A 17,006-nucleotide genomic window follows, 5' to 3' on the forward strand; every position below is an offset into this window, starting at 1 on the left:
TTGTCCGTTGTATTCTGGCATAAATACGGCAAAATAAACGGGTGTGCAGATGCGCTATTTTGTTGCCAAATTTGTCTCACTATGACGTTTTGCAATCTGACTATGACCTATTAAAAGGATTCTTTTCCATTATGTTTAAACATCTTAATGCTGTTGCCGGTGACCCTCTTTTAGCGCTTATTGTTGCCCATATGAAAGACACCAACCCAAATAAGATAGACTTAGGTGTTGGGGTTTATAAAGATGATAATGGACACACCCCTATTCTAAATAGTGTTAAAAAAGCAGAAGCAATCCTTCTAGAACAAGAAAGCTCTAAAAGCTACCTAGGTATATACGGAGCAAGTGAGTTCGAAAGCACTATCCAAGATTTACTTTTAGGGGAAGACAACCCTATCAAACAAGCCGGACGCATTCGCTCTTCACAAACACCCGGCGGTACAGGCGCTTTAAAAGTTGCGGCCGACTTCATTAGTGCAAACCTTAAAGGTGCGCGTCTTTGGGTGAGTGATCCAACTTGGGGTAACCACAAGTCCATTTTCAACTCTGCAGGCATTGAGTCTTGCGATTATCCTTATTATGACTCAGCCACCAATGGTCTTCGTTTTGACGACATGATGACAACACTGCGTGCCGAGGCGAAAGCAGGTGATGTATTACTGGTACACGCTTGCTGTCACAACCCAACGGGTATTGATCTTCAAGCTGAGCACTGGGAAGTGATTACAGACTTTGTCAACGAACGCGGCTTGTTACCGCTTGTGGATGCAGCTTATCAAGGTTTTGGTGATGGGCTAGACGAGGACTTGGCAGGTTTACGCCATATGGCCTCTAAAGTGCCTAGCATGTTAATCGCCAACTCTTTCTCGAAAAACTTCGGTATCTACCGCGACCGTTGTGGTGGCTTGAGCATCATTGCTGAAACAGCAGAAGAGGCAGACACCGCATTTTCTATTGTAGGGCAAGCCATTCGCGCTAACTACTCCATGCCACCAGCGCATGGTGCGGCAGTAGTGCAGACAATCATGTCGAATTCTGAATTAAAAGCAGAGTGGCAAGAAGAAGTGACGGCAATGCGTAACCGTATTAACGGTTTGCGTGAAAAGCTGGTGGCGAAGCTTAAAGACTGCGGTGTCAGCAAGGATTTCAGTTTCATTAAAGATCAGCGTGGTATGTTCTCTTACTCAGGCCTTACACTTGAGCAAGTACGGACGTTGCGTAGCGAGTACTCGATTTATATTGCCGATACAGGTCGTATGAGTATTGCGGGGGTCAGTGACAACAACATCGACTACCTATGTGAAAGCATTAAAAAAGTGGTTGGTTAAACCTCTTAACCTCCCATGATAAAAAATACCGCTAGGCTTATTTAGCTCTAGCGGTATGTTTTTTGCCTTTTTGCAATAACGATTAGTGCAAAACTTGGGTTTTAGGCTTGGGCGTCGCACCTTGGGTTTCAGGGAAGTTACAACGTGCTAAGCGTAAGATGGAAGGCTCTATATTCTCTTCCCAAAACTGAATCTCTTCTTGCACCATTGACTCTTGGCGCTTCCAACCCGCTTGTGTACCAAACAGGCGTACTGGCGCTAACACTTCATCCATAAACTCTTTATTTTCGCCCAAACCAAGGCCAGTTAGTTTAGCGCCTCGCATGAAGCCGACACACCACTCTTCAACAATAATGACGGATTTATCATCCACATCTTGTTCTAGATAAACAGGGTAAAATTCCCCATGCACTAGGTTATTCATGGCTTCCATGTACATAATGAGTACTAGGCTTAAAAATTCATCTTCATGTTGAGAGGATTCCCAAACTGGCTGATCTTCATCCGCCCCCCAAATAGCATCAAGCCATTGATCTGGTTGTAATTCTTTTGCCGAGCAGCCAAGTGCAGTAATAAATCCGTCAAGCTCTGATACACATAAAAGAGAGCGATCGCTTCCATATGCCATTAGGTAATAATCTAACCTTTCGTACAACTTTTCTTCTGTCATTACATTGGAATCATCTATATCAGGCATGCAATCTATCCATAAAATTTTGAACTTCACTTTATTATAAGTGAAGTTTTAAACGTGAGGAACCTAACTGAACATTTCCTAGAGAGCCTTAATTATTAGCTCAAAAGGGGCTTCAAAACACCTTGTGAGAGATTTTTCCGCATCAAAATTAACGTGCTCTCAATCACATGTTCATCTAAATCCACTCCCCTCTGAGCTGCGGATACATTTTTTCCTGTTGGCGTCGGCACCATAATCCCTTGCCCATCAACGGCTAAGCCAAATTCCGCATGGCAACTGTTACATGAAATTTGATCCCCCACCTGGTGATCTTTTTTAACCACTAAGGTAGGACCGCACATAGGGCAATTATGCAGAGGTATACCCTCATCGGTATGCCCTATAATATGCTTTAATTTTCCATCAATACTTAACATCTGCATAGCATCTACTAAGCTGCCATCAAACTGAGCATCTTTCTCACTTAATAAAATAGACAATGCTTTTTCTTCTGTCATGCCTTTACGATAGGGACGAGAGCTGGTCATGGCATCAAACGCATCACATATGCCCACTATTTTGGCCATAGGACTTAAAGACTCACTGTTAAGGCCATGTGGATAGCCTTTACCGTCAGGTCTTTCATGGTGACTAAGTACAGCATCTTTAATGACCTCAGCCAAAGGGTGGTCGCTAATTAAGCGAAAACCTACCTCTGGATGAGTTTTAATCACATTGTACTCTTCGTCTGTCAAACGCTCCGTTTTACGTAAGATACTGTCTGATATGCCGATTTTTCCAAGATCGTGTAGAAAACCACCTAGGCTAATTTGTGCTGCCATGGCCTCACTTAAACCACTTTTCTTAGCAAGCAAGTAAGAAAACTGTGATACCCGCCAAAGATGCCCTCCTGTATAAGGGTCTCTTGCTTCGACAAACCAAGCCATGGATAAAAGGCTTTTCAATAAGGGCTCAAAAACCAATTTTTCTGATGAATGGTTTGAGTTAAACAAGTCGCGAATATTTTTAATTAATGACATATCACTTTTCTCTTCTTCAAAATGCTCTAATATTGTAGAACACTTAATCATGATAATGTTCCTTACCACCTTACATTATCATGGCTTGATAAGGGATACCCCACCATACCAAAAACCCCCTTAGGACAAAGTCTCTTAAGGGGGTTTGGTCATAAAAAATTTGTTTTAATCGACAATGGCTAAGTTGCCATAAGTTTCCAGCCAATTTTTTCTGTCGCCTGCACGTTTCTTCGACAGTAATTTATCCATCAACTCATCGGTATCAGGCTTGTCTTCCATAGTGAGCTGGATAAGACGACGAGTATCCGGTGCCATAGTCGTTTCACGCAGCTGGGCTGGGTTCATCTCACCCAAGCCTTTGAAGCGCTGAACGTTCGGCGTGCCACGCTTTTTCTCAGACTCGATTTTGTGCAAAGTAATGTCTTTTTCTTCATCATCCAATGCGTAGTAAACCTCTTTACCAATATCAATACGATACAGGGGGGGCATGGCAACGAAGACATGACCGTGGTTTACCAAGGCAGGAAAATGTTTCACGAACAAAGCACAAATAAGAGTCGCGATATGTAGGCCGTCGGAGTCGGCATCGGCCAAGATACAGACTTTACCATAACGTAGACCGCTTAAGTCTTCATCTCCTGGGTCGACCCCAAGCGCCACGGAAATGTCATGTATTTCTTGGGACGCCAATACTTGGCCAGAATCGACTTCCCAAGAGTTCAGTATCTTTCCGCGCAAGGGTAAAATCGCTTGGAAGTCTTTTTCACGAGCCTGTTTGGCTGAGCCTCCCGCTGAGTCCCCTTCCACCAAGAAAAGCTCACTACGGCTAGAGTCTTGACCCGAACAATCCGCTAATTTGCCTGGTAATGCTGGGCCTTGAGTGATCTTCTTGCGCACCACTTTTTTGCTGGCACGCAAACGCTTTTGCGCACTACTAATAACAATTTCAGCAATCTTCTGGCCGTCTTCCACATGCTTATTCAACCAAAGACTGAAGGCATCTTTGACTGTTGCAGAAATAAACGCAACGATCTGACGAGAAGATAAGCGCTCTTTGGTTTGTCCAGAGAACTGAGGCTCTTGCAGCTTTGCCGAAAGCACATAACTACAGCGATCCCAAACGTCTTCTGCGGTTAACTTCACACCTCGTGGTAGTAAGTTATGGAAGTCACAGAACTCACGAATTGCTTCTAATAAGCCGGTACGCAAGCCGTTAACATGGGTTCCCCCTTGTGCCGTCGGGATCAGGTTCACATAACTTTCGGTGACCAATTCACCACCCTCTGGTAACCACTGCACAGCCCAATCAACGCCTTGGGTAATTTCCGTTAACCCACCAATGAATGGCGCTTCTGGCAATAAAACAAAACCTTCATTGGCTTGAGCAAGGTAATCCTTCAAGCCATCTTGGTAGAACCACTCTTCTTTGACTTCTTCCGCACCACTTTGATCAATGAACACCACATGTAGGCCAGAACACAATACGGCTTTGGCTTTTAATAGATGCTTTAAACGAGATAAAGAGAATTTCGGACTATCAAAATATTTACTGTCTGCGGTGAACTTCACCTTAGTACCAGTGTTTTTCTTACCTACTGTGCCGACTTCTTGTAGATCGGAAACTTTAAAGCCGTCAGCGAAAGCAATATGGTACTGAATGCCGTTACGTTTCACCCAAACTTCCAACGAAGTCGACAAAGCGTTTACCACAGAAACCCCAACACCATGCAAACCACCTGAGAATTGGTAATTATCCCCAGAGAATTTACCACCGGCATGAAGCTTGGTTAAGATCAACTCGACCCCGGAAACACCCTCTTCTGGGTGAATATCCACAGGCATACCACGGCCATTATCTTCCACACTCAATGAGCCATCTTTATATAAAATGACTTCAATACGGTCCGCATGACCGGCTAATGCTTCATCCACAGAGTTATCAATCACTTCCTGTCCCAGGTGGTTAGGGCGAGCAGTGTCTGTGTACATTCCAGGGCGTTTTTGCACAGGCTCTAGGCCACTAAGAACCTCGATCGAACCAGCGTTATATTCTTTTGCAGACATGGGTAGTTGTTTCCAAGTTAACATTAGCGCTGATGGGTTAGCGCTAATAGATATAATTTTATGGCAATGAGTCTATCACTGGATCTATGTCCTGTGAAATAGTCTCAGGTGCTGTTATGTGTTAATCAGTAGGCGGTCTTAAGAGTCTGCTATTGGTATTAAATTAGCGTACTCAAAAATGTCTTTGGCGTGATTTTCAAAATCAACAAATCTATGATTACCACCCTTTTCCTGGGTCAAGCGAGCGACACTTTGAAAATTGTCTAACGCCGCTCGATAATCTAACGTCTCATCCCCTTCTTGCACCATAAGCCAATACAAAGAGGCACTAGGTTGAGCTACCACGAGTGCTTTAAGTTCCGCCATCTGCTCTTGCGTTAAAACATACTCCTCACCCGTGTAAGGGTTATGTTGTTGGCCAAGATGAGCGGTAAGTAATTGTGGCGCTTGTACAGCAGGGTTCACTAAAATCGCTTTAATTTTGTATTTCTCCGCCAAATAGCTAGCGTAGAAACCTCCCAATGAACTGCCTATCAGGGTAATGCCCTCATCCAGATGAGTCTCAATCAAACATTCTAACTGGGCTATGGCCTTTTTCGGTTGCCAAGATAAACAAGGGGACAATATATAAGATGCAAGGCCTAGAGGCTCGGCATAAGATTTGAGAACATTGGCTTTTTCGGATTTATCAGAACTGTTGAAACCATGAATGTAGAGTAAATACGGCAAGATCAATCCTTAAAATTCAAAACTATTACTAGGCAAACTGAAAGTCGTGATTACCCAACCTGTGGCCATGTTTCAGGCACAGCTCTAAAAGGTCTGCCAACTGTTGATTGAGACGAAACTTCTCATCCCGATGAAACATGTCGTCATTAGGGTAAGGGTAAGTGCCACGGTACTGGCGGTGTCCATCGGTTATTTCCGCTATCCCTACATCATGATACAAACGAATGGTCATGCTTAACTGAGTCGTAAACAAAAGCGGTGTTTGCAGTTCAGGGCCGAACTCTAAAACAACTTGCGTGGTAAAACGGCTTTGGGGGCCTAACGTTAAACGCAAGCGACTTTCTTGATCCCCTGCACTATGAATAGAAAAATGCCACGCGTCTTGATCTTCTTGGCCACGCATTAGCCGGCCGATGCGGCGGTAATTTAACTCACCGAGCATCTGTAAACTGGCTAAATCTGGCACATAGTGACCCGTGGCTTTATTCATTATCTCACTCATTCGTTTATTCGCTGCTTGCCCTGCGGTTAACATTCAGCTTTCCTGCCGAAGCGTTTTCATTAATCCTCTGACCATTTTGCTAACAGCTTACCTTTATTCAAGGCAAACCATTGTAATCCCATAATGGTGCTGGCGTTTTCTACATCTTCCTCTAAAAGCGCAATGGCTTCTCCAGAAGACACAAGGTGTAATTTAATATCTTCGTTTTCGTCATCTAAGCCATGCACCTGTGAAACATCGACCAAGCGGGCATCAAACTCTCCAGCGTACATGCGCAAATATTCCACTAAACCACCGGGAGAAGGCACAAACTTAAACATATACTCTAAGCGCTGAATCGTCACGCCTGCTTCTTCTAGTGCTTCACGGCGAGCAACATCTTCATCACTTTCATCGGATTCTACCATACCTGCAACTAGCTCAAGCAACCATGGGGATTCGCTCTGCAGCACAGCTGGGCGGAACTGCTCTATCAGTAATAATTGATCAGTACGAGGATCAAACAGCAGTACACAAACGGCGTCTTTGCGCACCATCATTTCCCGAGTCATGCTTTGACTCCACTCACCATTAAACTTTTTATGCTTCAACGTGAGTTTGCGTAGCTGAAAAAAGCCTTGGTAAACACATTCGTCTTTCTCAACGATGACATCATTTCTTTTATAAGTCGGTATAAAGGGCATTTCCCGCTCCATATTGAATAACATTAATTGTCATAGTCAAATCCGTTTTGGTTGTGAAATTTAGATGACGCCCAATCAACAAGACGCTATGCTGATTAGCTCGTATAGGAGAATCTTTTATGACAAGCGTTCGCTGTCCTTGGTGTTTAAGCACACCTGAGTATATCGATTACCATGACAAGGAATGGGGTAAGGTCGTTAAAGACGATCAAACCCTGTTTGAATGCATTGTACTAGAAAGCGCCCAAGCAGGTCTAAGCTGGATTACGATTTTACGTAAAAGAGAAGGTTATCGTCGTCTCTTTCATCAGTTTGACCCAGAGAAAGTCGCACTCATGAGTGAGCAAGATGTCGAGCGTTTGCTAGAAGATGCCAGCATAGTTCGTCACCGTGGCAAGATAGAAGCCACCATCAACAATGCCAAAATATTTTTAAAGATCACCGAAGAATTTGGCTCTTTCAGTGACTATTATTGGGCTTTTAGCGGCCACAAGGTATTGGCTAACCCTATTACAAGCATGGCTGATGTACCCGCCAAAACCGAGCTATCTGAACGCATCGCTAAAGATATGAAAAAGCGCGGCTTTCGTTTTTTTGGCGCCACTACCTGCTATGCATTCATGCAAGCAACTGGCATGGTAAATGATCACTTACTGGACTGTATCGCACGTTCAGAATGAGAATAAGCATATTGATTTTATTAATGTTTTCCTCAATTAGGCCGATAGGCTTAGCAACTCTAGCTAATTTTTTGGTATTGATTTCATGTTCAACAACAAAAGCATTCTAATTACTGGCGGTACCGGCTCTTTCGGTCGCCAATATGTCAAAACTCTGTTGGCACACTATCAGCCAAAACGTCTCATCATCTATTCCCGTGATGAACTTAAACAATACGAAATGCAACAAGATTTCGATGCTGCCTGCATGCGTTATTTCATTGGTGATGTGCGCGACAAAACCCGCCTTACTCAAGCTATGCGCGATGTGGATTACGTCATCCATGCTGCGGCACTAAAGCAAGTACCCGCGGCTGAATACAATCCAATGGAATGCATCAAAACCAATATTCATGGGGCAGAAAATGTTATCGCGGCTGCCATTGCCAATGATGTGGATAAAGTCATTGCTCTATCCACAGATAAAGCGGCTGCGCCGATCAATCTATATGGTGCTACCAAGCTGGCTTCCGACAAGCTGTTTGTTGCGGCAAACAATATGGTTGGCCAAGGCCGTACACGCTTTTCCGTCGTTCGGTATGGCAATGTGGTCGGATCACGAGGTTCAGTCGTGCCCTTTTTCCAGAAATTAGTGACGGAAGGGGCGGAAGCAATTCCCATAACCCACCCAGATATGACGCGTTTTTGGATCACCTTACCTATGGGGGTCGATTTTGTCTTAAAGAACTTCCAACGTATGCAAGGGGGAGAAATCTTTATTCCCAAGATTCCATCGGTGCGAATATTAGATCTAGCTGCGGCTTATGCCCCACATTTGCCAACCAAAAATATCGGTATTCGCCCAGGAGAAAAACTCCACGAAGTAATGTGCCCAAGTGATGACTCTTTTCATACCTATGAGTATGAAGACCATTATGTGATAGCTCCTAGCATCAAGTTTTACCAACAAGACATGGACTTTACTCAGAATAAATTGGCTGAAAAAGGTCAGTTGGTCGAGGCGGGATACGAATATCAGTCTGGTTCTAACCCGCATTTTCTAAGTGTTGAAGAGATTCTAGCGTTCGATGACAGTCACTAAATTTATTCCCTATGGGCGCCAATCCATTCATGAGGATGATATCGCCGCTGTAGTAGAGGCTCTAAACTCAGACTACCTCACTCAAGGTCCTAAAGTTAACGAATTCGAGCACAAGCTAGCAGATAAAGTTGGCGCTCAGCATGCTCTCGCTTGCAACAGTGCCACCTCCGCATTGCATCTTGCTTGCTTGGCTCTTGGGGTCACAGACAAAGATAGCGTTTGGACGTCTCCCAATACTTTCATTGCTTCGGCAAATTGCGCTCGCTACTGTGGCGCAGAAGTGGATTTCATTGATATAGACGAACACAGCTACAACCTTTGTCCGGAAAAGTTGGCCAAAAAACTTGCACTGGCTGCCCGTCAAAATAAGTTGCCCAAGGTGGTGATCCCTGTGCATTTTGCTGGACAACCCTGTGATATGGCAGCCATTCATCAGCTGTCGCAACAATATGGCTTTGCCATCATTGAAGACGCCTCCCATGCCATTGGCGCCTATTATTACGATCAACCTGTAGGCAATTGCCAATACAGTGATATATGTGTGTTTAGCTTCCACCCGGTAAAAATCATTACCTCAGCAGAAGGCGGCATGGCGGTGACTAATGACCCCAAACTGGCTCAACACATGCGTACTCACGGTCATCAAGGGACGACGAAGAACCCTCAAGAGCTAACGCAAATGCCCGGGGATTGGTACTACGAACAACAGACCTTAGGCTACAACTATCGAATGACTGAGCTACAGGCCGCCCTTGGCCTTTCTCAACTAAAGCGTTTAGACGAATTTATTACGCGCCGCCACCAGCAATTTGACCACTATCAACAACTGCTAAATGGTTTACCCATTACATTGCCCAAGCAAAAAAACGATGCTAAGTCATCTTTGCATCTTTACCCAATTCTGCTTCCTGCTCAACATGCCACAAAACGCAAAGGGGTGTTTGATGCCTTACGCCAAGCCGGCATTGGTACGCAAGTGCATTATATTCCTGTTCATAGCCAGCCCTATTACCAAGCGCTGGGCTTTAAATTAGGTGACTACCCTATCGCTGAAGACTACTATGCACGCACCCTTAGTTTGCCCTTGTTTGCCGATCTTAGCTATGAAGAGCAAATTTATACGGCGCAGGTTTTATCCAAAGCACTGGCGGAAAACGGAGTAACCCTATGACCCAGCCTCCCCATACAGTGCGTGTTGCTGTGATACCTGCCCGTGGTGGCTCCCAGCGCATACCAAGAAAAAACATTCGTTTGTTAAATGGCAAACCATTAATCGCCTATTCGATTGAGACCGCCTTATCTTCTAATTTGTTTGATCAAGTAATTGTGTCGACAGACGACGAGCAAATCGCAGAAATTGCTCGTCAATACGGAGCACAAACACCTTTTATCCGCCCAGCTCAATTAGCTGACCACATGACAGGAACCACCCCTGTTATGCAGCATGCACTTGGCTATCTTTGTGATGAAGCCAAAAACAAAAATCAGCCAACCCCCACTCAAGCCTGCTTAATCTATGCCACCTGCCCTTTACTAAAGGTGACGGATTTACAGCAAGGCTTAGATTGCCTCCCTAGTAAGGGATTCAGTTTTTCCGCTACGACTTTTGCTTTTCCGATACAGCGTGCCTTACATACCAATGCTCAAGGCGAGTTAGCCCCCATGTTTGTTGAACACATCAATAAACGCTCACAAGATTTGATCGAAGCCATACACGATGCGGGTCAGTTCTATTGGGCAAGTACTGAAGAGTGGTTAACGGGAGAAGAGATTTTTGCTCCGACCTCTAAACCTGTCATGCTGCCAAGGCACAGGATTCAGGATTTAGACACAGAAGAAGATTGGTTACGCTTAACCCAATTGATGTTACTTAAGCAGGCTTCTGAACTTCAGCTAAAATCTGTTGATCAATCAAACTAGCCACTCGTTGCGCGCCATGTCCATCCACTAACTGCTGAGCACAGGCTTTAGCGGCTTGCTGCCAACTTGGGCAAGACCAATAATTCAGGACTTTATTCACCAATTGCTGTAACGCCTGAGGTACCTCTTGGGACTCAAGATTGTCAAAACGTACCGTATCACACCAAGCTAAGGGAACATGCTGCTCTAAAGAGCGAGTTTGATTATCCGCAACTTGTGCAAATACGGTTGGTACTCCCAAACAAGCAAGCTCAAATAAGGTACCGCCGGCCGCCGAAATCGCCATACTAGCGTCCAGCATTAATGGGGTTACATCCTTTACGCCTTGCGCAAAAGCAATGTTGTGCTGCTGACAAAAGCGGATAACAGCCTCAGCATTGCTGGCATTTTTTCCCAATAACACTTGTAATTTTGCAGATTCAACCCCCTGCTCCAACAAGCGGGAAACTATGGGTAAGGTGAGTGCCAAAGGGTCCGTCCCCCCTAAAGTAATCAGTAATTTACCAGTGTGTGAGGATGTTGCTTTGGCTTGAAGATGAGCTTGTGCAAAGCTTGGTCGCAATAACGCATACTGGCTGCCCAATAACGCTTGTTTTACCTTAGCTGAATACGCTTCATGCAAAGGGTTGAGAAGCCACTGGCATGGAAACCCTCCCCTATCGTTCATATCATCCAAGACAAGAAGGTGAGCTTGCTGACGGTATACCTGCTCGATCATGTCAGGGAGATACTGATAATGGTCAATGACCACTAAATCGACATTCGTCGCCAAGTCTAGAAACTCGGATTCATCTTCAATAATTAAATCGTCCGAGGCTGAAAAACCTTGGTAATCTTGGTGAATAACAAACTGACAGTGCCAACCAAGGGATTCGAACGCTTGCTTTAAGGCCTCACATCGTACCCTATGCCCCATACCAATTTGCACTGAGGCATCAGCACGAATCAGCGCTTTCATGCCAGCATGTCCCACGACAAAGGCTGACCTTTGCTGGCGTCTTGCACCAATGTCTTACCTAATACTTGCGTCCAGTATTTTGGCTCAAGTCCCATGGCTGGACGAATAATTTGCAAATGCTCACACGTTAGCACTGTACCCGCAGGCACATCTTGGCGAACATAGATGGAGCGACGGTATTTCTTCGAGGCTTGTTCGGCTTCAGAGCCTCCATACTGAATACTACCTAAAGCGGACTTAGCTTCTCGACAAGCCTTCACTAGGGATTTGAGCTCATCTGGCTCCATAGAGAATGCCGCATCAACACCACCTGCACTGCGATCCAACACAAAGTGTTTTTCGATCACGGTAGCGCCTAATGCCGTCGCCGCAACCGCCGCAGCCAGCCCTTGGGTGTGATCAGAGAGTCCGACAGAGCACCCCGTTTTTCGAGCCAAATCGGCCATGGTTATCAGGTTGGAGTCGGCAATATTAGCAGGATATGTACTGGTGCACTTTAATAAGGTAAGTGGGTTGTCGCCTATCTCACGGATGGCCGCCACGGCTTCTTCAATTTCACTAAAGCTTGCCATACCGGTCGACATAATGATCGGCTTACCGGTTTTAGCAACGGCCTGAATGAGGGGAATGTCCGTCATTTCAAAAGAGGCAATTTTATAAAGCGGCACGTCTAAGGATTCTAAAAAGTCTACCGCACTGGCATCAAAAGGTGAGCTGAATGCCACTAACCCTAACGAATTCGCTAATTCAAACAAGGGTTTATGCCATTCCCAAGGAGTATAAGCCTTGCCATAAAGGTCGTATAGATTATCCCCTTGCCACAAGCCTCCAAGGTCCGACACTACAAACTCTCCATGGCGTATATCTAGGGTCATGGTATCGGGTGTATAAGTCTGTAACTTAATGGCATCGACACCTGCGGCTGCCGCGGCCTGTATCATCTGTTTGGCTAGGGCAAAGTCTTGCCCGTGATTGCCCGATAATTCCGCAATAATAAAAGGCGTTTGCTCAAACATAATTAACCATTGTAATAAGTAATAAGGTGATCGTTACCTTGATCGACAAAATCTGATGCTTGCTGCATTAATGCCGGCATTTCTTGTAAAAACTCATGCCATACTGCAAACAAGTTACGGGCTCTTGCAACCGCTTGTGCTTCATCATCATGGGCAAAAATAAACTGCACTATGAGGAAAGCAGAATAGGTAAAAGAGCCAATCAATAAGTCTTGGATGTGTCTGTGAATACTACCTTTAAGGAAAAATATTTTCCGGTGATGAGACCACAGCAAGTCACATACTTGTTCACGAGTGGTAATAGAGTCGTCCCATCCCTGCTGTAGCATCTGACTGATTTTTTCAAAGTCTGGCACGGAAATAATATCGGTTGGCGCTTGGGATAGCACTTGCTCAGGTGGCAAAGTAAAGAAGGTCTGCTCCAAAATGTCGATCACTTTTTGATGATTGATTTTCGGGTCCATAATCAGGACATCTTCGGTTCTTAAAGGTGTGACGCCTTCAATCTTAGCACCATCCGACAAGTTAAAGCTGTTATAGTTTCGACGCTTGTTTAATAAACGTGTTAACGCTTCTAATTGAATCCGAGAGGTTTCCATAATGCCTGTCGCATAAATACTACCGCCAAAATTACCTTCTCGCTCCACTAAACTAGCGCTTTCAAAGGTTTGAAAACCCGACTCTTTACCGTCTTTATAGTACCCACTATGAATAGAGTGATGGCTGGTTTTATCTTTAAAGCCATTATCCACACCTAAAAAATAGACATTATTAAAACCAAACATATGCACATAAGAGAGGGCTAAATTGGCCACAATCGGATTACAGTAATTGAGCTGCACATATTCTGTCATATCGCCATGGTGACGGGCCTGTGACAAGATTAATGAAGTAATCGCTTCCCCAGGTTTCATACCAATACCAGTACGTTTGAAAAGGTCAAAATAGTCTGGATGCATAACGTTAACGGACAATCCCCAAATGTCTTCTAGATAATCTTTCTCCAGAAACAAAAACTTATCCACTGTTTGCTTCATGCGCTCAATGTCTACATGAATATCTGGCTTAATGCCCAGTTTTTTTAGGGTGTTGATAGTTGATCCACAGCTGATCAACAAGACTTGGTCTCGCACTTCTTTCACCAGCTCAATGCCCGAGTCTAGGGATGGACCATTCCCCAAGATAAATACAGGGATCTCTTTCACCCATTTAGGTAAAACGTTGTCGCCAGGGTAATGAGCAAGCTTGGTTTTAGGCAAAGATCTCAGGCCTTGGGCAACGCCCATTAGGGCATCATCAAAAAAGCCCCAGCCCATAACCTGCCGAGCATAATGTTTTTTAAAGTAATCAATCGCTTGGTCATTTTCTGGGCTGGTGTAAGCCACGTGAAGGTAGGTTTCCGGCGCCATAAAGTAACCATTTTCTTCAAGCTGCAAAACGTAGCGCTCAGTGAATTCCTGCGCTTCAATACCTAAGAAAAAATGGATCGTACGGCCATCGCGATTAAATGTTTGTAGTATGTTTTGCCACTCGATAGCGAATAATGAGTAGTAGAAGAAGTCTAAGTCGGTTTCGTATAAATACAGGTGCTTGATGGATCTCTGGCTGAGCAGGTATTCAAGTTGATAGCCAAACTCCAAACCAAATAAAACACACCCACCCACAAAATCAGGCCATACTTTTAAGGGCGACATAGCTTGTTGTTGGGTTTCGATTTCATCCAGCATTTTATTGCTGTAAAAAACATGTCGACTTGGATGATTGTCGGTACGACCAAGGTTCAATAAGGTTTTATTCGGGGCTTGTAAGGCTCGATCAATTTTCCCCTTTGCTTGCTCTCGCGGAGTGGTGGAAAACAGGGGGGCACTAACATCTTCACGATAAAGGTTTAATTCACCACTGGCCTCTAAATAAATATGACGCTTTGTCGGCTGATAATTTTTAAACTCTTCAAAAATATGCGGCATGACTTGCTCAAAAATCGCCATATTACGCACATATCTTTCAGTGAACTCTTGATCGTTGTCTCTCAATCTCACCAATCCCTCTTGAAAGAGTTTGGCAAAGGCTTCTGCTTCTTCAAGTAAAGTGTTGTTCGCATCATTATTCTGCATGTTTCACGCCTTTGTAATGGCTGACACCCTTACGGGTTTTGGTAGACTGGAAAAGTTGTTTTTGCATTTCTTGGTGAAGATCGCGGATCAGCTGCGTTGCGCTCTGGTGGACCAAAATAAATTCTTTGATCGCTTGATTGGTTTCAGGGTCTTTTGAAGATGGCTTGAGGGAATATATAAAGCCATCATTCTCTGCACAGAGTTTTAGTATTTCATCAACATCATTATCCTGGGTGCTGATTTGTAGCGCTGCACTTAACTTCGTTAAGTGTTTGATATCGAGCATTAAATTGCTCCTGCACGAGCATCTTCTTTGTCTGAGTAAGCGCCTTGTTTATCCATTTCTGAAATTTGGTCCCAAGCACTTTTAATCTGTAAAATTAAGCCCATTACTTGATCTATAATAGCGGAATCTTTGTTTACACTCGCCTCATTAATACGCAAGACCATGTAATCGTACAACGACTCTAGATTATCCACTAGTTCAGGGTTCGCATCTCTATCCAATGCATCTCTCAGAGCATTGATGATCTCAATTGCTCGAGTTAAAGCTTTCGCTTTGCCTTCCCAATCACTTCGGTCAATGCAGCCTTTGCCTAGGGCCAGTTTTTCCAGAGCTCCTTGCATTAAAAGTTGAATAATACGATGGGGGTCAGCAGAGGCTAAATCAGACTTGATAGAGTCCTTCTTATACGCTTGAATCCCTTTTTTGTTATACATACACAACTCCAAATATCATCTTCATTTAAATTTCATCAATGATTACAGTTTTTCTAGCATGGAGTTCAAATAGTTGCCTTGCGCATTCATATTCGCCAATTGAGAATCTAAACCTGTAAACTTATCACGTAATGTTGACTCATAGCGTTCCATGCGTTTTTCATAATCATTAAGTGACTCTTCCGTGTCATCAATTGAGCGTCTTACCGACTCTTTCAGAGTATTATTCATCCCTTGAGAGCCTGTGTAGTTATCCAACATATTATCTAAAGATTCAGCAAGGCCGCTATCACCAGAAAAAAGTGGTGCTACATCGTTATAGCCTTTTTGCATTGCATCATCAAACTTAGCGTTATCAAAACTTAACACGGCATTATTCTGCATTTCGATGCCAATATCAAAAATAGATGAAAATACACCCGTGTTGGTAGAACTGGACATCAGCTCACTGGACAGGGCGTTTTGTAAATTACGTATCATGCTGTTGCCACTCAGCACAGCCCCTTTAGCTGAGCTTCGCTTTAACACGTCGACCATTTCATTGTAGGAAGATATAAAGGTCTCTACCGCTTCTTTTACCGTTTGTTGATCATAACTAATATCAACATTAGCGGGCTTATCAGAAGTTGCTAGCGCTTCAATGGTTAATCCTGATACGGCATCATCAAAAGTGTTTGTATCATTGCGAATAGCAATCCCGTCAACCGTGATAATGGCATCTTTAGCCTCATCTCCCAGCGGAGTATACAAACCTGCCGATAATCCTTCGGTCGAGACACTGTCTAAACCAAACCCGGTTTCAAGCAACGCAGGTGATTCTAAAGCATCATCGACATCACTCACTAACTCACTCCCCTCTGGAACAGGAGTCGGTTCATTTGTAATTCGTAAGGTATTTTCTGCGCCTTGTTTAGAAGACGTCATGGTAAGAAAAAGATTGCCGTTGCCATCATCCACAAGGTTTGCTGAAACACCAAAGTTCTCAGCAGAATTGTTTATTTGACTACGTAATTGGGAAAGGGTCGTTCCAGGCTCCACGGTAAGTGTAAAACTATCATCGCCTGCCGATAAATTTAAGTCACCGCCAACCGTCGTGATGATGTCATCACCAGAGCTGAACAGGTTATCAGCCGACACAATACGACTACCAGCCGCCATTTGATTTACACTAATGGCATAAGAACCGTTCGAGGCTGTATTGTCAGTAGATATTGCAATGCTTTCATTACCTTCTTCTTGGTCAATGATGGCATTGCGGCCGGTAAACAGAGTTTCGTCGTTTAATGTTTTGACGGAAGACTTAAAGCTGTCGATTGCTGCGCCAACGCTACCCAAAGCAGACAATTTTGTCTCAAAACCGTCTAACTTATCGTTATAAAGCTTCACTTTGGTGTCTCGTTGGGCACTCACCATATTTTTAACAAGGCTCTCTAGATCGAGTCCAGAACCTGCCCCTAATGAGCCTACCGACATAACCTATCTCCGGATGCCTAAG

17 protein-coding genes are annotated in these 17,006 nt (G+C 44.2%); 5 read left to right on the forward strand and 12 right to left on the reverse strand.

What is annotated here, in order from left to right; all coding sequences use genetic code 11:
- The first annotated feature begins 131 nt into the window (after positions 1 to 131).
- Positions 132 to 1,328, forward strand: a complete 1,197-nt coding sequence (locus tag ABJF92_RS12415; protein ID WP_446816101.1) for an amino acid aminotransferase — start codon at positions 132 to 134, stop codon at positions 1,326 to 1,328.
- 82 nt (positions 1,329 to 1,410) lie between these two features.
- On the opposite strand, the gene ABJF92_RS12420 is transcribed toward ABJF92_RS12415, so the two are convergent.
- The 6 genes from ABJF92_RS12420 to ABJF92_RS12445 all read right to left on the reverse strand — a co-directional run bounded on the left by ABJF92_RS12420 (position 1,411) and on the right by ABJF92_RS12445 (position 7,022).
- On the reverse strand, positions 1,411 to 2,025 hold the full coding sequence (locus tag ABJF92_RS12420) for a UPF0149 family protein (RefSeq protein WP_446816102.1): 615 nt from the start codon (positions 2,023 to 2,025) through the stop codon (positions 1,411 to 1,413).
- A gap of 95 nt (positions 2,026 to 2,120) precedes the next feature.
- Positions 2,121 to 3,095, reverse strand: coding sequence for an HD-GYP domain-containing protein (locus ABJF92_RS12425; protein ID WP_446816103.1), 975 nt, complete (start codon positions 3,093 to 3,095; stop codon positions 2,121 to 2,123).
- Between the two features lie 114 nt (positions 3,096 to 3,209).
- Positions 3,210 to 5,108, reverse strand: a complete 1,899-nt coding sequence (gene parE, locus ABJF92_RS12430) for a DNA topoisomerase IV subunit B (protein ID WP_446816104.1) — start codon at positions 5,106 to 5,108, stop codon at positions 3,210 to 3,212.
- A 138-nt stretch (positions 5,109 to 5,246) separates the two neighbouring features.
- Complete coding sequence (locus tag ABJF92_RS12435) at positions 5,247 to 5,837, reverse strand: YqiA/YcfP family alpha/beta fold hydrolase (protein WP_446816105.1); 591 nt, start codon at positions 5,835 to 5,837, stop codon at positions 5,247 to 5,249.
- Positions 5,838 to 5,865: 28 nt separating this feature from the next.
- Positions 5,866 to 6,372, reverse strand: coding sequence for a DUF1249 domain-containing protein (locus ABJF92_RS12440; RefSeq protein WP_446816106.1), 507 nt, complete (start codon positions 6,370 to 6,372; stop codon positions 5,866 to 5,868).
- A gap of 26 nt (positions 6,373 to 6,398) precedes the next feature.
- Positions 6,399 to 7,022, reverse strand: coding sequence for an NUDIX domain-containing protein (locus ABJF92_RS12445; RefSeq protein ID WP_446816107.1), 624 nt, complete (start codon positions 7,020 to 7,022; stop codon positions 6,399 to 6,401).
- A 119-nt stretch (positions 7,023 to 7,141) separates the two neighbouring features.
- Here ABJF92_RS12445 and ABJF92_RS12450 point away from each other — a divergent pair, with 119 nt between their 5' ends.
- The 4 genes from ABJF92_RS12450 (at position 7,142) to pseF (ending at position 10,703) form a co-directional block, all read left to right on the forward strand.
- Positions 7,142 to 7,702, forward strand: a complete 561-nt coding sequence (locus ABJF92_RS12450; RefSeq protein ID WP_446816108.1) for a DNA-3-methyladenine glycosylase I — start codon at positions 7,142 to 7,144, stop codon at positions 7,700 to 7,702.
- 85 nt (positions 7,703 to 7,787) lie between these two features.
- Positions 7,788 to 8,783 carry a UDP-N-acetylglucosamine 4,6-dehydratase (inverting) gene (gene pseB, locus ABJF92_RS12455; RefSeq protein ID WP_446816109.1) on the forward strand — a complete coding sequence of 332 codons (996 nt, stop codon included), beginning with the start codon at positions 7,788 to 7,790 and terminating at the stop codon, positions 8,781 to 8,783.
- Positions 8,770 to 9,954 (forward strand): UDP-4-amino-4,6-dideoxy-N-acetyl-beta-L-altrosamine transaminase, encoded by a 1,185-nt coding sequence (gene pseC / locus ABJF92_RS12460; RefSeq protein ID WP_446816110.1) that lies wholly within the window; start codon positions 8,770 to 8,772, stop codon positions 9,952 to 9,954. The genes pseB and pseC overlap by 14 nt, the downstream gene beginning before the upstream one ends.
- Entirely contained in the window at positions 9,951 to 10,703 is a 753-nt protein-coding gene (gene pseF / locus ABJF92_RS12465) for a pseudaminic acid cytidylyltransferase (protein WP_446816111.1), read from the forward strand. Before pseC ends, pseF begins: the two co-directional genes overlap by 4 nt.
- On the opposite strand, the gene pseG is transcribed toward pseF, so the two are convergent.
- Genes pseG through fliD form a run of 6 tightly spaced genes read right to left on the reverse strand, consistent with a single transcriptional unit; the run spans position 10,654 to position 16,984 of the window.
- The gene (pseG, locus tag ABJF92_RS12470) at positions 10,654 to 11,661 is read right to left on the reverse strand and encodes a UDP-2,4-diacetamido-2,4,6-trideoxy-beta-L-altropyranose hydrolase (RefSeq protein WP_446816112.1); all 1,008 of its coding nucleotides are present in this window, start codon (positions 11,659 to 11,661) and stop codon (positions 10,654 to 10,656) included. The genes pseF and pseG overlap by 50 nt on opposite strands.
- Positions 11,658 to 12,677 (reverse strand): pseudaminic acid synthase, encoded by a 1,020-nt coding sequence (gene pseI, locus ABJF92_RS12475; protein WP_446816113.1) that lies wholly within the window; start codon positions 12,675 to 12,677, stop codon positions 11,658 to 11,660. Before pseI ends, pseG begins: the two co-directional genes overlap by 4 nt.
- 2 nt (positions 12,678 to 12,679) lie before the next feature.
- Positions 12,680 to 14,791, reverse strand: coding sequence for a motility associated factor glycosyltransferase family protein (locus ABJF92_RS12480; RefSeq protein WP_446816114.1), 2,112 nt, complete (start codon positions 14,789 to 14,791; stop codon positions 12,680 to 12,682).
- The gene (locus tag ABJF92_RS12485) at positions 14,781 to 15,077 is read right to left on the reverse strand and encodes a hypothetical protein (RefSeq protein ID WP_446816115.1); all 297 of its coding nucleotides are present in this window, start codon (positions 15,075 to 15,077) and stop codon (positions 14,781 to 14,783) included. Before ABJF92_RS12485 ends, ABJF92_RS12480 begins: the two co-directional genes overlap by 11 nt.
- Positions 15,077 to 15,511, reverse strand: coding sequence for a flagellar export chaperone FliS (gene fliS, locus ABJF92_RS12490; protein ID WP_446816116.1), 435 nt, complete (start codon positions 15,509 to 15,511; stop codon positions 15,077 to 15,079). Before fliS ends, ABJF92_RS12485 begins: the two co-directional genes overlap by 1 nt.
- Positions 15,512 to 15,553: 42 nt before the next feature.
- Complete coding sequence (gene fliD / locus ABJF92_RS12495; RefSeq protein ID WP_446816117.1) at positions 15,554 to 16,984, reverse strand: flagellar filament capping protein FliD; 1,431 nt, start codon at positions 16,982 to 16,984, stop codon at positions 15,554 to 15,556.
- Positions 16,985 to 17,006: the final 22 nt, after the last annotated feature.

This window comes from Marinomonas sp., assembly GCF_039940335.1.
In the GTDB taxonomy this organism is placed as follows: Bacteria; Pseudomonadota; Gammaproteobacteria; order Pseudomonadales; family Marinomonadaceae; genus Marinomonas.

Excerpts from the sequence above, each read along its gene's own strand:
- ABJF92_RS12415 (WP_446816101.1), top strand. The coding sequence starts at position 132 with ATGTTTAAACATCTTAATGCTGTTGCCGGTGACCCTCTTTTAGCGCTT.
- ABJF92_RS12420 (WP_446816102.1), bottom strand. The coding sequence starts at position 2,025 with ATGCCTGATATAGATGATTCCAATGTAATGACAGAAGAAAAGTTGTAC.
- ABJF92_RS12425 (WP_446816103.1), bottom strand. The coding sequence starts at position 3,095 with ATGATTAAGTGTTCTACAATATTAGAGCATTTTGAAGAAGAGAAAAGT.
- parE (WP_446816104.1), bottom strand. The coding sequence starts at position 5,108 with ATGTCTGCAAAAGAATATAACGCTGGTTCGATCGAGGTTCTTAGTGGC.
- ABJF92_RS12440 (WP_446816106.1), bottom strand. The coding sequence starts at position 6,372 with ATGTTAACCGCAGGGCAAGCAGCGAATAAACGAATGAGTGAGATAATG.
- ABJF92_RS12445 (WP_446816107.1), bottom strand. The coding sequence starts at position 7,022 with ATGCCCTTTATACCGACTTATAAAAGAAATGATGTCATCGTTGAGAAA.
- ABJF92_RS12450 (WP_446816108.1), top strand. The coding sequence starts at position 7,142 with ATGACAAGCGTTCGCTGTCCTTGGTGTTTAAGCACACCTGAGTATATC.
- pseB (WP_446816109.1), top strand. The coding sequence starts at position 7,788 with ATGTTCAACAACAAAAGCATTCTAATTACTGGCGGTACCGGCTCTTTC.
- pseC (WP_446816110.1), top strand. The coding sequence starts at position 8,770 with ATGACAGTCACTAAATTTATTCCCTATGGGCGCCAATCCATTCATGAG.
- pseF (WP_446816111.1), top strand. The coding sequence starts at position 9,951 with ATGACCCAGCCTCCCCATACAGTGCGTGTTGCTGTGATACCTGCCCGT.
- pseG (WP_446816112.1), bottom strand. The coding sequence starts at position 11,661 with ATGAAAGCGCTGATTCGTGCTGATGCCTCAGTGCAAATTGGTATGGGG.
- pseI (WP_446816113.1), bottom strand. The coding sequence starts at position 12,677 with ATGTTTGAGCAAACGCCTTTTATTATTGCGGAATTATCGGGCAATCAC.
- ABJF92_RS12480 (WP_446816114.1), bottom strand. The coding sequence starts at position 14,791 with ATGCAGAATAATGATGCGAACAACACTTTACTTGAAGAAGCAGAAGCC.
- ABJF92_RS12485 (WP_446816115.1), bottom strand. The coding sequence starts at position 15,077 with ATGCTCGATATCAAACACTTAACGAAGTTAAGTGCAGCGCTACAAATC.
- fliS (WP_446816116.1), bottom strand. The coding sequence starts at position 15,511 with ATGTATAACAAAAAAGGGATTCAAGCGTATAAGAAGGACTCTATCAAG.
- fliD (WP_446816117.1), bottom strand. The coding sequence starts at position 16,984 with ATGTCGGTAGGCTCATTAGGGGCAGGTTCTGGACTCGATCTAGAGAGC.